Source organism: Vibrio taketomensis (assembly GCF_009938165.1).
Taxonomy (GTDB): domain Bacteria; phylum Pseudomonadota; class Gammaproteobacteria; order Enterobacterales; family Vibrionaceae; genus Vibrio; species Vibrio taketomensis.
The window spans coordinates 2,647,176-2,666,194 of the sequence record NZ_AP019649.1 but is presented as its reverse complement, the minus strand read 5'-3'; the positions used below and the strand labels follow the sequence as shown (position 1 = coordinate 2,666,194).

General features: G+C 44.9%; 24 protein-coding genes. 20 read left to right on the top strand and 4 right to left on the bottom strand.

Annotated elements, in window-relative coordinates; translation table 11 throughout:
- Positions 1-2: 2 nt before the first annotated feature.
- Positions 3-971: a protease modulator HflC gene (gene hflC / locus Vt282_RS12360; protein ID WP_162045460.1), complete on the top strand. Its 969-nt coding sequence runs from the start codon at positions 3-5 to the stop codon at positions 969-971.
- Positions 972-1,065: 94 nt separating this feature from the next.
- Positions 1,066-1,251, top strand: a complete 186-nt coding sequence (locus tag Vt282_RS12355; RefSeq protein WP_162063520.1) for a DUF2065 domain-containing protein — start codon at positions 1,066-1,068, stop codon at positions 1,249-1,251.
- A 31-nt stretch (positions 1,252-1,282) separates the two neighbouring features.
- Here the strand turns inward: Vt282_RS12355 and Vt282_RS12350 are convergent, their stop codons facing one another.
- Both Vt282_RS12350 and Vt282_RS12345 read right to left on the bottom strand, forming a co-directional pair.
- Positions 1,283-1,510: a SlyX family protein gene (locus Vt282_RS12350; protein WP_162045462.1), complete on the bottom strand. Its 228-nt coding sequence runs from the start codon at positions 1,508-1,510 to the stop codon at positions 1,283-1,285.
- Positions 1,511-1,514: 4 nt separating this feature from the next.
- Positions 1,515-2,471 (bottom strand): WD40 repeat domain-containing protein, encoded by a 957-nt coding sequence (locus Vt282_RS12345; protein ID WP_232055055.1) that lies wholly within the window; start codon positions 2,469-2,471, stop codon positions 1,515-1,517.
- Between the two features lie 153 nt (positions 2,472-2,624).
- On the opposite strand from Vt282_RS12345, the gene fkpA reads away from it, so the two are divergent.
- The 15 genes from fkpA (at position 2,625) to rplI (ending at position 12,786) form a co-directional block, all read left to right on the top strand.
- A complete protein-coding gene (gene fkpA / locus Vt282_RS12340; protein ID WP_162045464.1) occupies positions 2,625-3,407 on the top strand; it encodes an FKBP-type peptidyl-prolyl cis-trans isomerase in 783 nt (260 codons plus the stop codon).
- A 224-nt stretch (positions 3,408-3,631) separates the two neighbouring features.
- Positions 3,632-4,354: a helix-turn-helix transcriptional regulator gene (locus tag Vt282_RS12335; RefSeq protein WP_162045465.1), complete on the top strand. Its 723-nt coding sequence runs from the start codon at positions 3,632-3,634 to the stop codon at positions 4,352-4,354.
- Positions 4,355-4,356: 2 nt separating this feature from the next.
- Complete coding sequence (tusD, locus tag Vt282_RS12330; RefSeq protein ID WP_162063519.1) at positions 4,357-4,743, top strand: sulfurtransferase complex subunit TusD; 387 nt, start codon at positions 4,357-4,359, stop codon at positions 4,741-4,743.
- Positions 4,740-5,096 carry a sulfurtransferase complex subunit TusC gene (gene tusC, locus Vt282_RS12325; RefSeq protein WP_162063518.1) on the top strand — a complete coding sequence of 119 codons (357 nt, stop codon included), beginning with the start codon at positions 4,740-4,742 and terminating at the stop codon, positions 5,094-5,096. The genes tusD and tusC overlap by 4 nt, the downstream gene beginning before the upstream one ends.
- 8 nt (positions 5,097-5,104) lie before the next feature.
- The gene (gene tusB / locus Vt282_RS12320; protein ID WP_162063517.1) at positions 5,105-5,380 is read left to right on the top strand and encodes a sulfurtransferase complex subunit TusB; all 276 of its coding nucleotides are present in this window, start codon (positions 5,105-5,107) and stop codon (positions 5,378-5,380) included.
- 181 nt (positions 5,381-5,561) lie between these two features.
- Positions 5,562-5,936 (top strand): 30S ribosomal protein S12, encoded by a 375-nt coding sequence (gene rpsL / locus Vt282_RS12315; protein ID WP_004399892.1) that lies wholly within the window; start codon positions 5,562-5,564, stop codon positions 5,934-5,936.
- Positions 5,937-6,036: 100 nt separating this feature from the next.
- Positions 6,037-6,507, top strand: a complete 471-nt coding sequence (gene rpsG, locus Vt282_RS12310; protein WP_053397177.1) for a 30S ribosomal protein S7 — start codon at positions 6,037-6,039, stop codon at positions 6,505-6,507.
- A 143-nt stretch (positions 6,508-6,650) separates the two neighbouring features.
- Positions 6,651-8,750, top strand: a complete 2,100-nt coding sequence (gene fusA, locus Vt282_RS12305; protein ID WP_162045469.1) for an elongation factor G — start codon at positions 6,651-6,653, stop codon at positions 8,748-8,750.
- Positions 8,751-8,906: 156 nt separating this feature from the next.
- A complete protein-coding gene (gene tuf / locus Vt282_RS12300; protein ID WP_162045470.1) occupies positions 8,907-10,091 on the top strand; it encodes an elongation factor Tu in 1,185 nt (394 codons plus the stop codon).
- 329 nt (positions 10,092-10,420) lie between these two features.
- Complete coding sequence (locus Vt282_RS12295) at positions 10,421-10,609, top strand: (2Fe-2S)-binding protein (RefSeq protein WP_162063516.1); 189 nt, start codon at positions 10,421-10,423, stop codon at positions 10,607-10,609.
- A 73-nt stretch (positions 10,610-10,682) separates the two neighbouring features.
- Positions 10,683-11,168 (top strand): bacterioferritin, encoded by a 486-nt coding sequence (gene bfr, locus Vt282_RS12290; RefSeq protein WP_162045472.1) that lies wholly within the window; start codon positions 10,683-10,685, stop codon positions 11,166-11,168.
- 209 nt (positions 11,169-11,377) lie between these two features.
- Entirely contained in the window at positions 11,378-11,746 is a 369-nt protein-coding gene (gene rpsF, locus Vt282_RS12285; RefSeq protein WP_075652511.1) for a 30S ribosomal protein S6, read from the top strand.
- An 8-nt stretch (positions 11,747-11,754) separates the two neighbouring features.
- Positions 11,755-12,057, top strand: a complete 303-nt coding sequence (gene priB, locus Vt282_RS12280; RefSeq protein ID WP_162045473.1) for a primosomal replication protein N — start codon at positions 11,755-11,757, stop codon at positions 12,055-12,057.
- Positions 12,058-12,073: 16 nt separating this feature from the next.
- Entirely contained in the window at positions 12,074-12,301 is a 228-nt protein-coding gene (rpsR, locus tag Vt282_RS12275; RefSeq protein ID WP_000090472.1) for a 30S ribosomal protein S18, read from the top strand.
- 32 nt (positions 12,302-12,333) lie between these two features.
- The gene (gene rplI, locus Vt282_RS12270; protein WP_162045474.1) at positions 12,334-12,786 is read left to right on the top strand and encodes a 50S ribosomal protein L9; all 453 of its coding nucleotides are present in this window, start codon (positions 12,334-12,336) and stop codon (positions 12,784-12,786) included.
- Positions 12,787-12,854: 68 nt separating this feature from the next.
- Here rplI and Vt282_RS12265 read toward each other — a convergent pair whose 3' ends face one another.
- Positions 12,855-13,616, bottom strand: a complete 762-nt coding sequence (locus Vt282_RS12265; protein ID WP_174238887.1) for a DUF481 domain-containing protein — start codon at positions 13,614-13,616, stop codon at positions 12,855-12,857.
- Between the two features lie 185 nt (positions 13,617-13,801).
- Between Vt282_RS12265 and Vt282_RS12260 the strand changes: the two genes are divergently transcribed.
- Positions 13,802-15,202: a replicative DNA helicase gene (locus Vt282_RS12260; protein ID WP_162047505.1), complete on the top strand. Its 1,401-nt coding sequence runs from the start codon at positions 13,802-13,804 to the stop codon at positions 15,200-15,202.
- A 13-nt stretch (positions 15,203-15,215) separates the two neighbouring features.
- A complete protein-coding gene (gene alr, locus Vt282_RS12255; protein WP_162047506.1) occupies positions 15,216-16,292 on the top strand; it encodes an alanine racemase in 1,077 nt (358 codons plus the stop codon).
- A gap of 59 nt (positions 16,293-16,351) precedes the next feature.
- Here the strand turns inward: alr and Vt282_RS12250 are convergent, their stop codons facing one another.
- Positions 16,352-16,771: a secondary thiamine-phosphate synthase enzyme YjbQ gene (locus Vt282_RS12250; protein ID WP_162063515.1), complete on the bottom strand. Its 420-nt coding sequence runs from the start codon at positions 16,769-16,771 to the stop codon at positions 16,352-16,354.
- A gap of 317 nt (positions 16,772-17,088) precedes the next feature.
- Between Vt282_RS12250 and pgi the strand changes: the two genes are divergently transcribed.
- Entirely contained in the window at positions 17,089-18,741 is a 1,653-nt protein-coding gene (pgi, locus tag Vt282_RS12245) for a glucose-6-phosphate isomerase (RefSeq protein ID WP_162063514.1), read from the top strand.
- The last annotated feature ends 278 nt before the right edge of the window (positions 18,742-19,019 follow it).

Genomic DNA, 19,019 nt, shown 5'->3' with positions numbered 1-19,019 from the left:
TAATGCGTAAGTTAATGATCCCTGTATTAGTTGTCGCGTTAGTGCTGATGCTAATGTCACTATTCGTTATCCCTGAAGGGGAGCGTGGTATCGTTATTCGCTTCGGTCGTGTACTGAAAGACAATAATGAAATCGCACGTATTTATGAACCTGGCCTTCACTTTAAAATGCCATTGTTTGATCGTGTAAATACGTTAGACGCACGTATTCAAACGATGGATGGTCGTGCTGACCGTTTCGTAACGTCTGAGAAAAAAGACGTAATCATCGACTCGTATGTGAAATGGCGTATTGAAGACTTTGGTCAATACTATCTAGCGACTGGCGGCGGTAACGTAGCAACAGCGCAAACACTGTTGAGCCGTAAAGTAACAGACGTTTTGCGTTCTGAAATCGGTGCTCGTGAAATCAAACAGATTGTATCTGGTCCACGCAACAGCACCATCTTGCCGGATGACGAAGCGGAAGTTACCACTGAAGCAGCGAAAGAAGCATTAGAGATTGATGGCGAACGTGACATCATCATGAAGAACGTTCTTAACGGCACTCGTAAAGATGCGATGGAAGACTTAGGTATTCATATCGTTGATTTCCGAATGAAGAAGATCAACCTTCCTGACAGTATCAGTAAGTCAATCTACGATCGTATGCGTGCTGAGCGTGAATCGGTTGCTCGCCAATTCCGTTCTCAAGGTCGTGAGCAAGCGGAAGTTATCCGTGCGCAAGCTGAACTAGAAGTAGCAACCATTCTTGCTGAAGCAGACAAAACAGCTCGAGTAACTCGAGGTGATGCGGATGCAGAGGCGGCGAAAATCTACGCAGATGCTTACAACAAAGATCCTGAATTCTTCAGCTTTGTTCGCTCACTAAAAGCGTATGAGAAATCATTTAGCGAGAAGAGCGATATTCTCGTACTGGATCCGAACAGTGAGTTCTTCCAATACATGAATAATGCAAAAGGCGTTAAGTAAGCGTCTTTGGTAATCGATAAGCAAAAGGCTCCGTAAGGAGCCTTTTTTGATAGTGTTAGGTTTGTTTTTACCTAGCGACTGAGAGAGATAGAAGATGTCAGATTCAATCTGGTTAGCCATTGGCTTAGTATTAATCGTCGAAGGATTAGGTCCACTACTTGCGCCGAATGGATGGCGAGCAATGGTGGCAGAGTTAAGTCAGCAACCTGACACGCATTTGCGCCGAATTGGCGGTTGTCTAGTGGTCGCTGGAGCTGTGATTGCTTACTGCTTTGCTTAAGCCTGAGTGCTCACCTTATCCCACCATCTTGTTAGTAATGAGGTGGTGGTGTCTCTTCTGAAGGATCCGCTAGATTGGAAGAGTCCATATTCTTTACTTTACCAACCACATACTTCATTTGATCCAGCATTTTACTGATCTGTAATTGCTGTTGGCTCAATGCATCATTTAGTGTGTCAATAGTCTCTTCTTGGAAAGCGAGTTGACACTCCAAGTCGTTAATGCGGTTTTCTAATTCAATGATCTGCTTTTCTGTCATGATATTAATCGAGTTTCCAAGCTTGAGCGATGCCAGCAGAAGTGCCAGTCACTACACGGCCGTGATGGTCAAAGGCAGCATCATACACTACTGATCTCGGAGGACGAGCATCTTTTAGCGGTTCCGTCTCAAACCGATCTAGTTGTTTACCATTTTGAGTATCCCAAATCATTACTCGGCTGGATGGAGTACCAGTGATAAGCATTTGTCCGTCATCAGAAAAGCGTGCTGTTGAGAAAATAAGTTGGCGTGAAAAACTGCTCAGTTGAGCGATTTCTTCACCGGTGACTAAATTCCAGACCACGGCGTGATTCCCACCATCCGAGGTAAAACCATATTTACCATCACGATGCAGCGCTACGCGGTTTACACGTTGCTCATGTTCAAATTTGTGCAGCGCTTGCCCGCTGGTGGTATCCCATAAATAGGCGTTGTAATCATTACCGCCGGTCAGAGCAAAGCGACCGTTGGGAGAAAGCGCGACGGAATTGACTTTTTCTCGATGAGCAAGGAACTCCATGCGACGTCCGGTGACTAAGTTGACATAGATTGCTTTACCGTTGGTTAGGCCAAGCAACACTCGCTCGCCATTATTGGCAATATCGACATCACGAATAGTGCCATCAGAAATTGACCACAATCCTTTGGCTTGGGTCCAAGCGAGATCCCAAACGGCAAAATTGGTTTGACTTGCGGTAATCGCGTAGCGACCGTTATCGGAGATCTTGATGTGGGAAACGGTACTGGTTTGTTGATCTTGTGGGCCCAACTCAGCCAGTGGTTGAGACTCTTGCAGATCCCATAGAACCAGTTGTTGCTGTTTAGAGTAAAGCAATGCAAATCGAGCATCGCGACTTAATGCGAGGCTACTCGTTCCGCTAGGCTCGAGTTCCCAGCGCTGATCGTCTGAATTCGAGAAAAAGCAGCCGTTTAACGCTATGCTGACAAAGGTAACAAACAAAGGTTTTAAAATAATCGCATTAAAGTTCCAAATATCTACTTGGTTTTCATTAATTTGAACGTATATTGGGTATATTGGTACATCAACTGAACGTACACCAGTTTTTATTCAGAATTTGTGCACAACGACAAATGCCATAATTTGGAGAAATCAATGAAATCAATATTTAAAGTGTCACTGCTTGCAGCAACCGTAATGCTGGCGGTTGGCTGTCAAAAAGAAGAAGAGCCAAAAAAAGAAGTCGCACCTGCCGTTGAGCAAGTACAAGCTGAGAAAGCGGTTCACTTTAATTCGGAAGATGATAAAGCGGCATACGCGATTGGTGCATCTTTTGCTACTTACCTAGCACAAAGCATCGATAAGCCAAGTGAAATCGGTATCGATCTGAAAAAAGACATGGTACTTAAGGGTATCGAAGATACGTTTGCTGGCAAAGCGGCACTGAACGAAGATGAAATTCGTGTTGCGTTAGAAAGTCTAGATAAGCGTGTTGCTGAAAATATGCAAAAACAAGCGGCTGAAAAAGCAGCTGAAAGCAAAAAAGCGGGTGATGATTTCCGTGCTAAATTTGCAAAAGAAGAAGGCGTTACCACGACAGCATCGGGTTTGATGTACAAAGTACTTAAACCAGCAGAAGGCGAAAAGCCAAAAGATACTGATACGGTTGAAGTGCACTACAAAGGCACGCTAATCGATGGTACTCAGTTTGACAGTTCGTACGATCGTGGTGAAACGGCGACTTTCCCACTTAACCGCGTGATTCCTGGATGGACAGAGGGCGTGCAGTTAATGCCTGTGGGTTCTAAGTTTGAATTCGTAATTCCGCCAGAGCTAGCATACGGCGATCAAGACACACCAAGCATTCCAGCTAACTCAACCTTAGTTTTCGAAGTTGAGCTAGTCAGTATCGACAATGGTGATCAAGCCGCTCAATAAAGTCGGTGAATCTATTGCTAAAGGCTCAGGAAACTGAGCCTTTTTTATTTTCGCACCGCTGCATATCTTCCTCATAAATACAGTGATAACCCTCTAAATAGTTGTTTCAGAGGTAGGATTTATTTGTCCTAAATCACTAGTTAGCCTTATAGCTTAGTGTTCTATTCAAAATTTCTGATAAACTTACATCAATTTGTTGATTATTCGCTCGAAGGCTTAATAAAGTGACGACGACAGAAACCTTAAATACGGAGATGTTGCTCGAAATGGAATCCGTCAATGTGATGCCATTCAGTGAGCACGACAAGCAGATCCTCAGATCTTACGAAGCAGTCGTAGACGGCATTGCGAGCTTAATTGGCCCGTTTTGTGAAATAGTGCTGCACTCATTAGAAGATCTTAATACCTCGGCAATTAAAATCGCCAATGGTGAAAACACTGGTCGCCAAGTAGGTTCGCCAATTACCGATCTTGCGTTAAAAATGCTTAAGGACATTGAAGGTTCTGAGCGCAACTTCTCTCGCAGCTACTTTACTCGTGCTAAAGGCGGTGTATTGATGAAGTCAATCACCGTGGCTATTCGTAATGGAGACAATCGTGTTATTGGTCTGCTATGCGTTAACGTCAATCTTGATGCGCCATTCTCACAAGTGCTGCAATCTTTTATGCCAACGCAAGAAGCTAAAGATGCCGCGTCATCAGTAAACTTTGCCAGCGATGTGGAAGAGCTGGTGGATCAAACGGTTGAGCGCACCATTGAGGAAATCAACGCGGATAAATCTGTATCGAACAATACTAAGAACCGTCAGATCGTAATGGAGCTGTACGATAAGGGTATTTTTGATATCAAAGATGCGATTAACCGCGTGGCCGATCGTTTGAATATCTCAAAACACACGGTATACCTTTACATCCGTCAGCGTAAAACTGAGGACGATGAGAAGTGAGTTTGACTTACACTCTAGTCGTCAATGGGCCGGTTTACGGCAGCCAATCCGCCCGTAGCGCCTATCAGTTTGCTAAAGCAGTGATTGAGAAAGGACACACTCTAGTGAGTGTGTTTTTCTATCAAGATGGTGTGACGAACGGTAGTGGTTTAACCGTGCCAGCTAACGATGAATTTGATTTAACCAAAGCGTGGCAAGCGTTGGCGGCTCAACACAATGTGCGACTTGAAACTTGTGTTGCAGCGGCATTGCGTCGTGGTGTCGTGAGTGAAAGTGAAGCTAATCAACATGGTTTAGCTCAACACAATTTGGCTGAAGGGTTTCATCAAGCAGGGCTAGGTAGCTTAGCCGAAGCCATGCTTACTCAAGATAGAGTGGTGCAGTTTTGAGTCAGTTAACTTACCTATTTCGTAGTGCTCCCCATAGCTCCAGTGCAGGCCGTGAGGGGGTGGATGCGCTGTTAGCCGCATCGGCATATTGCGAAGACATCAGTGTTATCTTCACTGGCGATGGGGTCTATCAATTGCTCCAAGGACAGCAGCCTAGTGAGATCTTAAGTAAAGATTATGCGCCGATGCTAAAATTGTTTGACCTGTATGATATTGAACAAGTTTACGTTTGTCAGACATCACTGGAACTGCGCGGTTTAGCTCAGGCTGATTTAGTGATTGATGCAGAGCGTCTTGACTCCGAGGCTTTGAGCATGCAATTGCACCAAGCGGGCAAACTTCTCTCATTTTAAGAGGTCATATGCTGCATATCGTAAAATCCCAAGCTGCGTTGAATGAACTCAACGCTGTTTACGCTCAAGGCGATCAAGTGGTACTGATTGAAGAGGCGGCCTATTTGAGTAATGCACAACATCCGTTGTTTTCTATACTCAAAACAAAGGAAGTGTTTGTGTTGCTAGCCGATGTGCAAGCACGAGGTATTCAAAATCGTGTCAGTCCTTCAATTCAACCGATCGATTACTTGCAGTTGGTTGATTTGACTGCAAGCCACTCTCAATCACTTACCTGGAATTAAGCTAGGTAAGCGATTCAAATTGCAGTGAAGTGATATCACTCACTCGATGTTTAAAAAAGATCTGTATATTTCTTGACACACATCTCACTGCTGCATAGAATTTTGCGTCCCGTATTGCCTTTGGTAATTCGGGGCTAGATTTTTCACAAAGCTTACTTTCAAGTAAATCAGGAGCTAGTTAATGGCAACTATTAACCAGTTGGTACGTAAGCCACGTGCAAAGCAAGTTGTTAAAAGCAACGTGCCTGCACTAGAAGCGTGCCCACAAAAACGTGGTGTATGTACTCGTGTTTACACTACTACACCTAAAAAACCTAACTCAGCACTTCGTAAAGTATGTCGTGTTCGTCTAACGAACGGCTTCGAAGTGACTTCGTACATCGGCGGTGAAGGTCACAACCTTCAAGAGCACTCTGTTGTTCTAATCCGTGGTGGTCGTGTTAAAGACCTTCCAGGTGTGCGTTACCACACTGTTCGCGGCGCACTAGACTGTGCTGGCGTAAACGACCGTAAACAAGGTCGTTCTAAGTACGGTGTGAAACGTCCTAAGTCTTAATGGATTCCGTTAAGTAAGGCCAAACACTAAATTATTTTGAATTTTTTGAAAAAACTGAAAAGTTTTGGATAAAACCTGAAGAAGACAACGGAGAAAATCCATGCCACGTCGTCGCGTTATTGGTCAGCGTAAGATCCTTCCAGATCCAAAGTTCAAATCTGAACTGCTGGCAAAATTCGTTAACATCCTAATGGTTGACGGTAAAAAATCTACTGCAGAGAAAATCGTTTACACTGCACTAGACACTATGGCTGAGAAATCTGGTAAAGATCACCTAGCTGTATTTGAAGAAGCTCTTGAAAATGTACGCCCAGCGGTAGAAGTTAAATCTCGCCGTGTAGGTGGTTCAACTTACCAAGTGCCAGTAGAAGTACGTCCGGTTCGCCGTAACGCACTTGCTATGCGCTGGGTTGTTGAAGCTGCGCGCAAGCGTGGTGAAAAATCTATGGCTGCTCGCCTAGCTGCTGAAATGCTAGACGCGTCAGAAAACAAAGGTACTGCTGTTAAGAAACGTGAAGACGTTCACCGTATGGCAGAAGCGAACAAAGCATTCGCTCATTACCGCTGGTAATACCTTTTTTGTGCTGCAAGGTTCCTTGCAGCACTTCTTTAGTTCCTATGCATTTGCTAGGAACTATTGCTATATCTGGGGGTTAGGTTTTTTTACTTTCTCCTTGGGCATAGCAATAGTCCCTACGTTAAGAGGATTCAACCGTGGCCCGTAAAACTCCTATTGAGCGCTACCGTAATATCGGTATCTGTGCGCACGTAGATGCAGGTAAAACTACCACAACTGAACGTATTCTGTTCTACACCGGCCTTTCTCACAAAATCGGCGAAGTTCACGATGGTGCAGCAACCATGGACTGGATGGAGCAAGAGCAAGAGCGTGGTATCACAATCACTTCTGCTGCTACGACAACTTTCTGGCGTGGTATGGAAGCACAATTCCAAGATCACCGCATCAACATCATCGACACCCCAGGACACGTAGACTTCACCATCGAAGTTGAACGTTCTCTGCGCGTACTTGATGGTGCAGTAGTTGTATTCTGTGGCTCATCTGGTGTTGAACCTCAGTCTGAAACTGTATGGCGTCAAGCTGATAAATACCAAGTTCCACGTATGGTATTCGTAAACAAGATGGACCGTACTGGCGCAGACTTCCTACGCGTTGTCGATCAAATTAAAACGCGTCTTGGTGCGAACCCGGTTCCAATCCAGCTAAACGTTGGTGCAGAAGAAGAGTTCAAAGGTGTTATCGACCTTATCAAGATGAAAATGATCAACTGGAATGAAGCCGATCAAGGCATGTCGTTCACTTACGAAGACATTCCAGCTGACATGCAAGAGCTTGCTGAAGAGTGGCGCAACAACCTAGTTGAAGCGGCAGCAGAAGCAAGTGAAGAGCTAATGGACAAATACCTTGAAGAAGGCGAATTGTCTGAAGTAGAGATCAAGCAAGCTCTACGTACTCGTACGCTAAACAACGAAATCGTACTGGCTACTTGTGGTAGTGCGTTTAAGAACAAAGGCGTGCAAGCAGTACTAGACGCAGTGGTTGAATACTTACCGTCTCCAGTTGATGTACCTGCGATTAAAGGTATCGACGATGACGAGAACGAAGTTGAGCGTCACGCTGACGACAACGAACCGTTCGCAGCTCTAGCATTTAAGATTGCAACTGACCCATTCGTGGGTACGTTAACTTTCATGCGCGTATACTCAGGTGTGGTGAATACAGGTGATTCAGTTTACAACTCAGTAAAAGGCAAGAAAGAACGCTTTGGCCGTATCGTTCAGATGCATGCCAATAAGCGTGAAGAAATTAAAGAGATTCGCGCTGGCGATATCGCTGCTGCCATCGGTCTGAAAGATGTGACCACGGGTGAAACGCTATGTGATCAGAACCATAAAGTGATTCTTGAGCGCATGGAATTCCCAGAGCCAGTAATTCAGATTGCAGTAGAGCCTCGCTCGCAAGCAGATCAAGACAAGATGGGTATTGCACTAGGTAAACTAGCGGCAGAAGACCCGTCTTTCCGCGTGGAAACCGACGACGAAACAGGTCAGACTCTGATCTCTGGTATGGGTGAACTTCACCTAGATATCATCGTTGATCGTATGAAGCGTGAATTCAGCGTTGATTGTAACGTTGGTAAACCTCAGGTTGCTTACCGTGAAACCATTCGTGGCACAGCGGAAGTGGAAGGCAAGTTCGTCCGTCAATCTGGCGGTCGCGGTCAATACGGTCACGTATGGATCAAACTTGAGCCTTCAGAACTGGGTGAAGGTTTCGTCTTTGTTGATGAGATCGTGGGTGGTGCAGTTCCTAAAGAGTACATTAGCTCTGTAGCGAAAGGTATCGAAGAACAAATGAATAGTGGTGTTCTAGCTGGCTACCCAGTTCTAGACATTAAAGCTACACTATTTGATGGTTCTTACCACGATGTCGATTCAAGCGAAATGGCGTTTAAGATCGCAGGTTCAATGGCATTCAAGAAGGGCGCACTAGAAGCTAGTCCAGTCATTCTTGAACCAATGATGAAAGTTGAAGTAACTACGCCTGAAGATTGGATGGGTGATGTTGTTGGTGACCTTAACCGTCGCCGCGGCATGATCGAAGGTATGGATGAGGGTCACGCTGGTCTTAAGATCATTCGTGCTCAAGTACCGCTATCTCAAATGTTTGGTTATGCAACAGACCTACGTTCTGCAACTCAGGGTCGCGCCTCATACTCTATGGAGTTTAATGAGTACGCAGAAGTACCTAAGAACTTTGCAGATGCAATCATTGCAGAGCGTGGTTACTAAATAGGTCGCATTGATCAAAAGAAAGTCGACGACTTTTTTGCAGATCAATACGTCCAAATATTGCGCTGACGGACGTTGGCGCATAAAATAGCAGATTCTGGCGCGTCGATGATCAATTCTGATCACGACGAATCATAACTAGGAAGGAACACGAACGTGTCTAAAGAAAAATTTGAACGTGTAAAACCGCACGTAAACGTTGGTACTATCGGCCACGTTGACCACGGTAAAACAACTCTAACTGCAGCTATCTGTACTACTCTTGCAAAAGTTTACGGCGGTGCTGCTCGTGACTTCGCATCTATCGATAACGCTCCAGAAGAGCGTGAGCGCGGTATCACAATCTCTACTTCACACGTAGAGTACGACACTCCATCACGTCACTACGCACACGTAGACTGTCCAGGACACGCTGACTATGTTAAAAACATGATCACTGGTGCTGCACAGATGGACGGTGGTATCCTTGTAGTTGCTGCAACTGATGGTCCAATGCCACAAACTCGTGAGCACATCCTACTAGGCCGTCAGGTTGGTATCCCTTACATCATCGTATTCATGAACAAATGTGACATGGTTGATGATGAAGAGCTTCTAGAGCTAGTAGAAATGGAAGTTCGTGAACTTCTATCTGAATACGACTTCCCAGGTGATGACCTACCAGTTATCCAAGGTTCTGCACTAGGCGCACTAAACGGCGAAGAGCAGTGGGAAGCTAAGATCATCGAACTAGCTGAAGCACTAGATACTTACATCCCAGAACCTGAGCGTGCAATCGATATGCCATTCCTAATGCCTATCGAAGACGTATTCTCAATCCAAGGTCGTGGTACAGTAGTAACTGGTCGTATCGAGCGCGGTATCCTACGTGTAGGTGACGAAGTAGCAATCGTTGGTATCAAAGATACAACAACAACTACTTGTACTGGTGTTGAGATGTTCCGTAAGCTTCTTGACGAAGGTCGTGCTGGTGAGAACGTTGGTGCACTTCTACGTGGTACTAAGCGTGACGAAGTTGAACGTGGTCAAGTTCTTGCTAAACCTGGTTCAATCACTCCACACACTAAGTTCGAATCAGAAGTATACGTACTATCTAAAGATGAAGGCGGCCGTCATACTCCGTTCTTCAAAGGCTACCGTCCACAGTTCTACTTCCGTACAACTGACGTAACTGGTGATATCTCTCTACCAGAAGGCGTAGAAATGGTAATGCCAGGCGACAACATCCAAATGACTGTTGAGCTAATCGCACCAATCGCAATGGACGAAGGTCTACGTTTCGCGATCCGTGAAGGTGGCCGTACAGTAGGTGCTGGTGTTGTTGCTAAGATCTTCGCTTAATTCTTAAGAATTAGCTAAGACTTGCACACTTCTTCGTAAGAAGAATGCGCATCTAGAGAAAGGGAAGCTTAGGCTTCCCTTTTTCATTTTGGTTATAATCAAAACTGGCACCCAGGCCATGACTTGTCACTCAACTAAACCTACAAAACAATTGGTTAGCGACCAGCACTATTCCCCTATTCAACATTCTTAATTCTCTTTTTGTGTTCTTGGCTGAATTCTTAGTTTCGATATAGCCAATCGGTCTTAGAAATTTTATAAATCTAACTAGTAGTAAGAACTATTCTCGTTTATATTTCATGACGAAACGGTAGTGTTTGAGGTTAGAAATGTACGTTTGCTTATGTCACGGTGTATCCGACAAAAAAATCAGACAATTAGTGCTGGAAGAGGGCGTGGCGGATATGCGTAGTATTAAAAAATGTACCGCTCTTGGCTCTCAATGCGGTAAGTGTATTAAGCAAGCTAAGCAGATAATTAACGAAACTGCACCACAATTGTACAAACAAGCCAGTTAAATCTAAGGCTCGTCTTTTTGACTCTCTGTTGATTGCTTCTAGAGTTATAGGAATCAACAAGGAGGAGTTTCCCATGAAAGGCGATCCCATCATCATCCAACATCTCAATAAAATCCTTGGCAATGAGCTCATCGCCATCAATCAATATTTCTTGCATGCGCGCATGTATAAAGACTGGGGCTTAAAGCATCTGGCCGACAAGGAGTACCACGAATCCATCGATGAAATGAATCATGCCGATCATCTTATTGAGCGTATTCTATTTCTCGAAGGCATTCCTAATTTGCAAGACTTGGGCAAATTGATGATTGGCGAAGACGCCAAAGAGATGCTCGAATGCGATTTGAAACTTGAGATGATGGCTATCCCAGACCTGCGTGCCGCAATTGCTTATGCGGAAGACGTGCACGACTATGTTTCTCGTGACCTGTTTCAAGATATCCTCGAAGATGAGGAAGAACATGTTGATTGGCTGGAAACTCAGCTTGGCTTGATTGAAATGACGGGTATTCAAAACTATCTGCAAGCCCAGTTTGTCGATGAAGACGATGACGATTAAGTGATTTCTCTACCTTTCCAGAGGCGCCTGAGTGACGGGCGCTTCAGCGATTTTCCTCTCTTTTCCCACTTTTATATTTTGCTTGCTTAAACTGCTCTCTTTCTGTACTATTCGTGCTCTTAAATTCTCGGTCAACTATCTTTCGTTCCTTGCTTCCTCTGGATGACCGAGCCATTTGTGGAAGCTGAATAATCCGTAAGGAGCAACACATGCGTCATTACGAAATCGTATTCATGGTGCACCCAGATCAAAGCGAGCAAGTTGCTGGCATGATCGAGCGTTACACTGGTTCAATCACTGAAGCTGGCGGTACTATCCACCGTCTAGAAGACTGGGGCCGTCGTCAACTAGCGTACCCAATCAACAAGCTTCACAAAGCTCACTACGTTCTAATGAACGTTGAAGCTGACCAAGCTGTTATCGATGAGCTAGAAACTGCTTTCCGTTACAACGATGCAGTTCTACGCAACATGATCATGCGTACTAAAGCGGCTATCACTGAGCCATCAATCATGCTTAAACAGAAAGAAGAACGTTCTGCTAAGCGTGAAGAGCGTGCTGAAGCTGCAGCTGAGTAATTGATTGTATGACCAATCGAATGGAGCTCAGTGGCACTGTTGCTAAGTCTCCGATTCGTAGAAAAAGCCCAAGTGGAATAGAGCACTGCCAGTTTTGGTTAGAACACCGTTCCACAGTGATTGAAGCCGACTTACCACGCCAAGTTTATTGTCGTATTCCAGTCGTCATCAGCGGGGCAAGGTCAACTGCATTAACTCAAGACTTAGTACAAGGCAGTAACATTAAGGTAGGGGGCTTTGTCGCTTACCAAACCGGCCGAAATGGCGTAGGTAAATTAGTGTTGCATGCCGACAACATAACTCAAATTTAAGATCAGGAGATAGCCCATGGCTCGTTTCTTCCGTCGTCGTAAATTCTGCCGTTTCACTGCAGAAGGCGTACAAGAGATTGATTACAAAGACGTAGCAACTCTTAAAAACTACATCACTGAAGCTGGTAAAATCGTTCCTAGCCGTATCACTGGTACAAGCGCTAAATACCAACGTCAACTAGCTCGCGCTATCAAGCGTTCACGCTACCTAGCACTACTACCGTACACTGACAAGCATCAGTAATCGGTCGGTTTATTAAGAAAGAGGATTAAACAATGCAAGTTATTCTACTTGATAAAATCGGTAACCTAGGTGGTCTTGGCGATACAGTAAACGTAAAATCAGGCTACGCTCGTAACTTCCTTATCCCACAAGGTAAAGCAGTTATGGCAACTGGCGCTAACGTTGAAATGTTCGAAACTCGCCGTGCTGAACTAGAAGCTAAAGTTGCTGAGCAACTAGCTGCTGCACAAGCTCGCGCAGAGCAAGTTAACGCTCTAGAAGCAGTTGTAATTGCTTCTAAAGCTGGTGACGAAGGTAAACTATTCGGTTCTATCGGTACTCGCGACATCGCTGACGCAATCACTGCTGCTGGCGTTGCTGTAGTTAAGAGCGAAGTTCGTCTTCCTGAAGGCGCTCTACGTACAACTGGTGAGTTCGAGATCAGCGTTCAACTTCACTCTGAAGTTTTCGCTACAGTTAACCTACAAGTTGTTGCTGCTGACTAATATCAGTATCAAGACGTATTTTAAAAGCACCTCTTTGAGGTGCTTTTTTTATGCGTGAAATTTGAGATTTAGAAGGCAAACAGCAAATTAACCGAGAAGATGCTGTCTGAGTTTTGCAGCCCTTCTGGCACTCGGTCGTGGTATTGGCGAGAATAGGCGAGCTTGAGCGCGATGTCTTCGGTAATGGCATTGGTCGCATTCAGGTCGGTATCAATGCGAGTGTTACTATGCCCGCTGACTAAGGTAAACGTCGCACCCAGAGCAAGGTTGTCGACGACTTGCCATTTACTATTCACTTTACCGCGGAAAATTGCCTCTTCCACGATATCAGGGAACACAATATCGTCATCATCGATCTCATCAAGATTCGGTTCTTGATAGCGATAGCCCGGGCCAATTTCCACTTCTAAGAGTAGCGTATCGGTATTGGTGAATTGGTAACCGACACCACCAGAAAACGTATAATCTCGGTAGTAGGCGCTGTAGCGCGAGTCAATACCGCTGAAACTGCCGTAAAGGTAGGTTTTGGGGCTGAGCTTATAGTCCGTCTGTAGGCTGTAACTCGATTGGCGCTTATCTTCTTCACCATCTTTGTAAAGTAGATAAAACTTCCACTCGCCGTTTGTTCGATGGCGTCCACGAATATACTCAGCGTCGATACGTGAGTTTAAAGATTCTGATTCAGAATTACCTGAGTGTGCTTGGTAACCGAATTCCACCTCACTATTCCAAGGAGATGGGACATCAATGTCACCCGTGGTTTCCGTTTCTTGTGCGTGCGCGAGAGCAGCGCTAAATAAACCAAAACAGGCCAACCAAACTTTTGTCACACGGGTCCTCATCGTCTTTAAATTAGTGGGCGAATAAAATAGCATGAAATAGTATTCGTAACTCACACTAAATCGGTCAGAGGGAAGTTAATTATCGCAACTGACCGACAATCTTTGAGCCAATGGAAGACAAGCGTATTAATCTCGCTATAATGATCGGTCATAGAAAGTAGTTGAGCATGACCATGGCAGATAATCGCAGACGCAAAACCCCAGACGCACAAGTTGACGCAATCAAGGTTCCACCTCATTCGTTGGAAGCTGAGCAATCGGTCATCGGTGGTCTATTGCTGGATAATGAGCGTTGGGACACTGTTGCAGAACGTGTCGTCGCGCGTGATTTCTATAGCCGCCCACACCGCGTTATTTTTGAAGCGGTACAACGCATTCTAGAAGATAGTAAACCACTCGACTTAATTACACTTTCTGAACATTTAGAGCAGCATGAAAGCCTCGATGATGTCGGTGGTTTTGCTTACCTTGCTGATCTAGTCAAAAACACGCCGAGTGCCGCTAACATTAACGCGTATGCTGATATTGTTGCTGAGCGCGCAGTAGTACGTGATTTGATTGGTGTGGCGAATGAAATTGCCGATGCTGGTTACGATCCTCAAGGTCGAGGTTCTGAAGACCTACTGGATATGGCGGAGAGTAAAGTATTCGCCATTGCCGAGTCACGTACTAAAGAAAGTGAAGGCCCGCAGAACGTCGACAACATTCTTGAAAAGACGCTAGAGCGAATCGAACTTCTTTACAAATCACCACAAGATGGTGTGACTGGCGTGAGTACGGGTTTTACGGACTTAAACAAAATGACTGCGGGTTTGCAGGGCTCCGATTTAGTGATTGTTGCGGCGCGTCCATCGATGGGTAAAACCACATTTGCGATGAACTTATGCGAAAACGCTGCGATGGAACAAGACAAGCCGGTACTTATTTTCTCACTCGAGATGCCATCAGAACAGATCATGATGCGTATGCTGGCTTCTCTTTCTCGTGTTGATCAAACCAAAATTCGTACTGGTCAACTGGATGATGAGGATTGGGCGCGAATTTCGTCGACCATGGGTCTTCTGATGCAGAAGAAGAACATGTATATCGATGACAGCTCAGGCTTAACGCCAACTGAATTGCGTTCACGTGCCCGTCGAGTTGCTCGCGAGCATGGCGGTTTATCAATGATCATGGTCGACTACCTGCAGTTAATGCGTGTGCCAGCTATGTCAGATAACCGTACCTTAGAAATTGCGGAAATTTCTCGCTCACTCAAAGCGTTGGCGAAAGAGCTAAACGTACCAGTGGTCGCGCTTTCGCAGCTAAACCGTTCCCTAGAACAACGTGCTGACAAACGCCCAGTAAACTCGGATCTTCGTGAATCAGGCTCTATCGAGCAAGATGCCGACTTGATCATGTTTATTTACCGTGATGAAGTGTATAACCCAGAAAGTACAATGAAAGGGACTGCCGAAATAATTATCGGTAAACAACGTAACGGCCCAATCGGTCGCGTACGTCTGACATTCCAAGGGCAACACTCGCGTTTCGATAACTATACCGGTACAGCGTTTGATATGGATGATGAATAACACCATGAGTTATATGAAAGCGGCAACCGCACACGTTGATCTCGCCGCATTACAGCACAACATTCAACAACTCAAATTGGTCGCACCACAAAGCAAGATAATGGCCGTGGTTAAGGCCAATGGTTATGGCCATGGATTGGTGCAAATCGCTAAGCACGCCACGGAAGCGGGCGCGTATGGTGTGGCACGTATTGAAGAAGCATTGCAATTGCGTGCAGCTGGTATTGTTAACCCGATTTTGTTGCTGGAAGGTTTTTACTCTCCGGGCGATTTACCGGTACTTGTGACCAATAACATTCAAACTGTGGTGCACTGTGTCGAGCAACTTGAAGCGCTCGAAAATACACAATTGGAAACACCGGTTCGAGTATGGTTGAAAATTGATAGCGGCATGCACCGATTAGGTGTGCGCCCTGAGCAACTAGAAGAATTCATCTCTCGTTTGAAAGCTTGCGATAATGTTGCGAAACCACTGCGTTATATTAGTCATTTCGCTTGTGCCGATGAGCTAGAAAAAGCGACCACTCATGAGCAGATTGAGCTGTTTCGTTCATTGACGGATGGCTGTGCTGGTGAGCGTTCACTTGCCGCGTCCGCCGGTGTATTGGCATGGCCTAATAGCCACTTAGATTGGGTTAGACCGGGTATTATTATGTATGGCGTGTCGCCATTTGCTGATAAAACTGCTGCGGAGCTCGGGTTTAGACCTGTTATGACATTAAAGTCGCATATCATTGCTGTTCGTGAAGTTAAACAAGGCGAAAGTATTGGCTATGGTGGTGTTTGGACTAGCGAGCGAGACACCAAAGTTGGCGTGATTGCGATTGGTTACGGTGACGGTTATCCGCGTACGGCACCAAATGGTACACCAGTATTTGTCAATGGTCGTAAAGCACCTATCGCAGGTAGGGTGTCAATGGACATGCTAACCGTCGATTTAGGCCCAGATGCGACTGACAAAGTGGGTGATGAAGCGATTTTATGGGGTAAAGAATTGCCTTCAGAAGAAGTGGCTGCTCATATTGGCACTATTGCTTATGAGCTAGTGACTAAACTGACACCACGTGTTGACATGGTGTATTCAGACTAACCATTCAAAGGGAGCATATTGGCTCCCTTTGTCGTTCTTGGTACTTGGTAAGTAGCGTGTTACTCACCTTGAATGGTGGCCATAACACGGCGGCTACCGCCGTGGTCACGATGCTCACCCAAGTAAATGCCCTGCCATGTACCTAAAGCTAAACGTCCTTTAGTAATGGGAATACTGAGGCTTGCACCTATGGTTGAGGCTTTGATGTGGGCAGGCATATCGTCATCGCCTTCGTAGGTATGCTGGTAGTAGGCGGCGCGTTCTGGCACAAAATGGTTGAAGTGTTTCTCCATGTCTTTGCGCACCGTGGGATCGGCATTTTCATTAATGGTTAGGCTGGCCGAAGTGTGCTGAATAAATAGGTGTAATAAACCAACAGAAAGTGACTTAATCTGCGGTAATTGTTGCTCAATTTCATCAGTAACGAGATGAAAGCCGCGCGATTTTGCTTTTAATGAGATGGTTGTCTGAGACCACATAATCTTTCCTTGATGAATTATTTGGCAATTTTACTCAAGCTAACTAGGCTAATGGCATTAACCTAGATGATACACAAGGTTATTGAAATTACTTGGCATTGTATCGTCAACATTATCGAACCAATTGAACATGATTTAACTCAATGTGAATGAATTATTGCTGAGCGATAATTTGATCATGAAAAAAAATTACATTAGCTTGTTTTGTGTTTGTTAAGCCCAAACATATAGGCTAGACAGTTTTTTGCTTAAAACCGGGGGTTCCAACGATTTAATCATCTTGGAATAAAACCTACTGTAACATCGGAATAGAGACCATGTTGAAAAATATTAACCCAACGCAAACTCAAGCGTGGAAAGCGTTAACAGCACATTTTGAATCTGCTCAAGATATGGATTTAACTGAGTTGTTCGCTAGCGATGCAGCACGCTTTGATAAGTTTTCTACTCGTTTTGGTAACGATCTTCTTATCGATTATTCTAAAAACCTAATCAATCAAGAAACGTTGCAACATCTTTTTGCTTTAGCGAAAGAAACGGATCTTCAATCAGCAATTGAAGCGATGTTCAGTGGTCAAGCAATCAACCAAACTGAAGGTCGTGCAGTGCTGCACACCGCTTTGCGTAACCGTTCAAATAAACCAGTCATGGTGGATGGCGAAGACGTAATGCCAGCTGTGAATGCGGTACTAGAAAAAATCAAATCTTTCACTGAGCGCGTAATTGGCGGTGAGTGGAAAGGTTACACAGGCAAAGCAATCACAGATATCGTGAACATTGGTATCGGCGGTTCTGACCTTGGTCCTTACATGGTGACGGAAGCACTAGCGCCATACAAGAACCACCTAAATCTGCACTTTGTTTCTAACGTTGATGGTACTCACATCGTTGAAACATTGAAGAAAGTAGACCCAGAAACCACGTTGTTCTTGATTGCGTCTAAAACGTTTACAACACAAGAAACCATGACTAACGCGCACACTGCTCGTGATTGGTTCCTAGAGTCTGCTCAAGATCAAGCACACGTTGCTAAACACTTTGCGGCACTTTCAACTAACGCGCCAGCGGTATCTGAGTTTGGTATCGACACAGACAACATGTTTGAGTTCTGGGACTGGGTTGGTGGTCGCTACTCTCTATGGTCAGCAATCGGTCTTTCAATCGCTCTATCGGTAGGCTACGACAACTTTGTTGAGCTTTTAGATGGTGCGCATGAAATGGATAACCACTTCGTATCAACCGATCTAGAAAGCAACATTCCAGTAATCTTGGCGTTAATCGGTATTTGGTACAACAACTTCCATGGCGCGGAAACTGAAGCTATCCTACCTTACGATCAGTACATGCATCGTTTTGCGGCGTACTTCCAACAAGGTAACATGGAATCAAATGGTAAATACGTTGACCGTAACGGCAACGCAGTCACTTACCAAACGGGTCCAATTATCTGGGGTGAACCAGGTACTAACGGTCAGCATGCGTTCTATCAATTGATCCACCAAGGTACTAAGCTGATTCCTTGTGACTTCATCGCACCAGCGATCAGCCACAACCCAGCGGGTGACCATCACCAAAAACTCATGTCTAACTTCTTCGCACAAACTGAAGCTCTAGCGTTTGGTAAAACAGCAGAAACCGTTCTAGCTGAATTTATTAAAGCAGGCAAAACGGAAGAAGAAGCTGCGGCATTAGTACCATTCAAAGTGTTTGAAGGTAACCGCCCAACCAACTCTATCCTAGTGAAACAGATCACTCCGCGTACACTAGGTAACTTGATTGCAATGTACGAACATAAGATCTTTGTACAAGGCGTGATCCTAAACATCTTCAGCTTTGACCAATGGGGTGTGGAGCTAGGTAAACAGCTAGCAAACCAAATCCTACCAGAACTTGCTGATGAGTCTGCAATCAACTCACACGACAGCTCGACGAATGGTTTGATCAACGCATTTAAAGCGTTCAAAGCGTAATAACCTGTATATTTAAGCCGCAGCGTTGTTGACTGCATAAATGCGTCCTAGTCACATAGTTTTCTATGCTCCTAGGGCGCATTTTTTTGTCGCCTAGCTGCAACATCAACTATTTTGGTTATTGCTGACGGGTACGTATATTTGAAGTTATAGCGTTGTTGAGTACTGCTTCAATTATTCGGTTATCCCAAGAAAACAAAAACGCCAGCAATAATACGCTGGCGTTTTTTTGAGTCTTAATTCTTACATCTAAATTCTAGCTTTTCTAAGCCCAGCGT